The sequence below is a fragment of the Mesorhizobium sp. M7A.F.Ca.ET.027.03.2.1 genome, assembly GCF_003999175.1.
Lineage (GTDB): Bacteria > Pseudomonadota > Alphaproteobacteria > Rhizobiales > Rhizobiaceae > Mesorhizobium.
Map to the genome: position 1 here is coordinate 1 of NZ_RZOM01000600.1, position 3,792 is coordinate 3,792.

Genomic DNA, 3,792 nt, shown 5'->3' on the forward strand with positions numbered 1-3,792 from the left:
CTCTACACCAACGCCAGGATGGAGCGGAACATCGCACTCTATCTGGCCTATGGTTTCCACGAAACGGGTCGCCGGCCCAATCCCTATCGGCCTGGATGGGTGCTCGTCGACATGGCCAAAACCGTCGATAAGACCACCGCGGCCTGATCTTTTTCGGCATTTGGGAGGATGACAATGAGCACATCGGGAACAATCCGCGCCGGCATGGGCGGCTGGACCTTCGAGCCCTGGGATACGTCCTTCTATCCCGACAAGCTTTCCAAGGCCAAGCAGCTGAACTACGCCACTCGCCAGGTGCCGAGCATCGAGGTCAACGGCACTTACTATTCCAGCTTCAAGGAGCCGACCTTCGTCAAATGGGCCAACGAGGCGCCGGACGGCTTTGTCTACTCGCTGAAGGGCAACCGCTTCGTCACCAACCGGCGCGTGCTGGGCGAGGCCGGCGAATCGATGATGCGCTTCCTCGGCTCGGGCGTTGCCGCACTCGGCGAAAAGCTCGGGCCAATCCTGTGGCAGTTCGCGCCGACCAAGAAATTCGATCCGGACGATTTCGAAGCCTTTTTGAAACTGCTGCCGGAAAAGCAGGACGGCGTTGCGCTGCGCCATGCGCTCGAAGTCCGCAACGACAGTTTTGTCGTGCCGGAATTCGCAGCACTTGCCCGAAAATACAAGGCCGCGATCGTCTACGCCGACCATGCCAAATATCCCGATATCGCCGACGTCACCGCCGATTTCGTCTATGCGCGGCTGCAGACCGGCAGTGACGACAATCCCGACTGTTACACGCCGAAGGGCCTCGATGAATGGGCCGCGCGGGCAAAGGTCTGGGCGGAAGGCAAGGTGCCCAGCGATCTCCGACGTGCTGATCCTTCGATCGATGCGCCGGTCAAGCCGCGCGACGTGTTCGTCTACTTCATCACCGAGGGCAAGGTGCGCGCGCCGTTCGGCGCCATGGCACTGATGAAGCGGGTGGACCAGGGTCAGCCGGTGCCCTGACGCAGCGGAATCATGGCATCTTCGCCATCGTCGTAACCTTATCGATACCTCCTTGCTGCATGAATCCAGCTGAACCAGTCACAGATTTGGGCCGCCGCGGGCAAGGACGAGGGGCATGTCGCTCGACTACACTTCACTTCTGTTGGCTGTCGGTTTTTCCGCTGCCTGCCTGAGCCTGACATTGTTTGGCATGTGGCTGACCGCTCGCTCGGAAAAGTTCCTGCTGACATGGGCGACCAGCCTGGTGTTCGTGGTCGGCGATATTTTCGTCTATGACGCCTATATCGAAATGCCCGGGCGCCTGCTGGGCATCGCCACGCTGGCTTTCCTCCTGCTCGGTTTCTCGACAATGCTGGGCGCGGCCACCAGTTCAGAACCGGCGGCTCGCCAGTGCCGCGAGCGGTGCTCGGCAGCGCCATCTCGCTGGCCGTGACGTTGCCTCCGATGGCTCTAGGCTATGACGGGCTGGGCTTCATGTTCGAAAATGCCTTCGCCGCCTTGCTTCTATTCGCAACGGCGGTCGAATACTGGAAAGGCCGCGACGAGGCCCCTGCCCTGACAACCGGTATCACCGCGCTCTATTCGGCCACGGCCGCATCGTTCGCTCTCTGCGCCATGGTTCTAGCCTCGGAGGGGAAGCTGGTCCTTGGACATGCGCCAAGCAACTGGGCCGAGGAACTGAGCCTCATCATCGTCATCGCCAGCATGACCGGCATCGGGGCGCTTTCCCTGGCCCTGAATCAGGGACGCCTTGCCCGGCATCACCGCCACAATGCCCTGACCGACCCGCTGACCGGCCTGCTCAACCGCCGCGCCCTGTTCGACCTGCACGGCGATGCGCCGGTCGGCGCCTTCACGGCGGTGGTCGTCTTCGATCTCGACAACTTCAAGGCCATCAACGACGAATTCGGCCACGCCGCCGGCGATGAGGTGCTGAAGGTGTTCGCACGGGAACTCGCCGGCAATCTCCGCCCGGCCGACGTCGCCGCGCGCATGGGCGGCGAGGAATTCGCGCTGGTGCTGAAGCGGACCTTGCCCGAAACGGTGGAGGCCACCGCCGAGGCCATACGGGCAGCTTTCGCCGCGCACTGCATCGAAACCGAGACGGGTTCGCTGATATGCACGGTTAGTGCCGGATTTGCATTCGGCACCAAGGAAGGCCTCGGCTTCGACAAGGTGCTCAACGCCGCCGACAAGGCGCTCTACGACGCCAAACGCGGAGGCCGCAACCGCGTCACCGCCTCTGCGTTCAGGCGCGCAGGCTGATCGCGCGTATCAACACCGGCCTCTGATCGGGGGAGACGAATGCGCTCCTAGGCCGCCATGACAATCTCATTGAAGGTATCGAGATCGACATAGAAGACCTTGGTGATCTCCTCGATCAGATCGTCGTAATCGCAGCCCTGTGATCTCAAGATGTTGATGGCAGCGATGATATCGACACGTTCGATAAGCCGCCGCTTCTGGTAATCCTCGACGTAACGTTCCATGGCTGTCCCTTAGCCTGTGTGCCCAAACGCGTTTGAACGACAGAGATCGCAGGAGGGAAGCTAGGCAGCCTTGCTTGCGTGAAACTTGCCCGGCATTGGCCGTGCTCCTCGATCTGCGATAACCAGACTGATACGGAAGCGGCCGACTCACAAAGCCAAGGAAAAGACTAGCACGCGATGCTCGGCGTGCCAGAGACGCAGGTGATCGGAAGGAGAAATATTGGACTTGCCAAGAACTTAGGATCGCCAACTGAAGTTCACCGCCGATTCTAGACGGTCAGGAACTTCCTGACATCAGCGCGGTCCAGATCTTCCGCCGGGCCGGTATGGACGATCACGCCACGGTCCATGATGTTGACTTCGTCGGCCAACTCGCGGCAGAAATCGAGATATTGTTCGACCAGAAGCACGGCGATGCCGGCCTGGTCACGCAGGTAGCGGATGGCGCGGCCGATGTCCTTGATGATCGAAGGCTGTATGCCCTCGGTCGGCTCGTCGAGCACCAGCAGTTTCGGCCGCATCACCAGCGCCCGTCCGATGGCGAGCTGCTGCTGCTGGCCGCCGGAAAGATCGCCGCCGCGACGGCCGAGCATCTGCTTCAGCACCGGGAACAATTCGAAGACATGCGCAGGAATGTTGCGGTCGGCCCGTTTCAGCGGCGCGAAGCCTGATTCCAGGTTCTCCCGCACAGTGAGCAGCGGAAAGACCTCCCTGCCCTGCGGTACGAATGCGATGCCCGACCGGGCGCGGTCATACGCCGCGCTCCGGTCGAGCGCCTTCCCCTCGAAGGCAACGCTTCCGCTCGTCAGCCGGTGGTGGCCGACGATCGATCTCATCAAACTGGTCTTGCCGACGCCGTTGCGGCCGAGCACGCAGGTGATCTTGCCGGCGCCCGCCTTCAGCGACACGCCGCGCAACGCCTGGGCGGCGCCGTAGTGCAGCGTGGCATTGGAAACTTCGAGCATGTCAGCGCCTTTTCCAGAACCGCAGGAACGACAGATCGAAGTGATGGAATTGCACCCGCCAGACCATGCTCATCTCCCCAGATAGACTTCGACGACACGCTCGTCCGCCGACACGAAATCAAGTGTGCCTTCGCTCAGCACCGAGCCCTCATGCAGGCAGGTGACCTTGACGCCGAGCTCGCGCACGAAATGCATGTCGTGCTCGACGACAATGACCGAATGGTCGCGGGCGATATCCTTGAGCAGCCGCGCGGTTTCCTCGGTCTCGGCATCGGTCATGCCGGCGACCGGCTCGTCGACCAGCAGCAGTTTCGGATCCTGCGCCAGGAGCATGCCGATCT

General features: G+C 61.7%; 3 protein-coding genes and 3 pseudogenes. 3 read left to right on the plus strand and 3 right to left on the minus strand.

Annotated features, from left to right (window positions below; translation table 11 throughout):
* The 3 genes and pseudogenes from EN750_RS23060 to EN750_RS23070 form a co-directional block, all read left to right on the plus strand.
* Positions 1-147, plus strand: a pseudogene (locus tag EN750_RS23060) (GNAT family N-acetyltransferase); the annotation flags it as partial.
* A 27-nt stretch (positions 148-174) separates the two neighbouring features.
* Positions 175-996, plus strand: a complete 822-nt coding sequence (locus EN750_RS23065) for a DUF72 domain-containing protein (RefSeq protein WP_027036729.1) — start codon at positions 175-177, stop codon at positions 994-996.
* Positions 997-1,111: 115 nt separating this feature from the next.
* Positions 1,112-2,262, plus strand: a pseudogene (locus EN750_RS23070) (GGDEF domain-containing protein).
* Between the two features lie 47 nt (positions 2,263-2,309).
* Here the strand turns inward: EN750_RS23070 and EN750_RS23075 are convergent.
* The 3 genes and pseudogenes from EN750_RS23075 to EN750_RS23085 form a co-directional block, all read right to left on the minus strand.
* A complete protein-coding gene (locus EN750_RS23075) occupies positions 2,310-2,486 on the minus strand; it encodes a hypothetical protein (protein WP_081738697.1) in 177 nt (58 codons plus the stop codon).
* A gap of 269 nt (positions 2,487-2,755) precedes the next feature.
* A complete protein-coding gene (gene urtE / locus EN750_RS23080) occupies positions 2,756-3,451 on the minus strand; it encodes an urea ABC transporter ATP-binding subunit UrtE (RefSeq protein ID WP_023813006.1) in 696 nt (231 codons plus the stop codon).
* 69 nt (positions 3,452-3,520) lie between these two features.
* Positions 3,521-3,792, minus strand: a pseudogene (locus EN750_RS23085) (ABC transporter ATP-binding protein); the annotation flags it as partial.

Bases quoted from the DNA above. Each gene is read 5' to 3' on its own strand.
- EN750_RS23075 (WP_081738697.1), bottom strand. From the start codon at position 2,486: ATGGAACGTTACGTCGAGGATTACCAGAAGCGGCGGCTTATCGAACGT.
- EN750_RS23065 (WP_027036729.1), top strand. From the start codon at position 175: ATGAGCACATCGGGAACAATCCGCGCCGGCATGGGCGGCTGGACCTTC.
- urtE (WP_023813006.1), bottom strand. From the start codon at position 3,451: ATGCTCGAAGTTTCCAATGCCACGCTGCACTACGGCGCCGCCCAGGCG.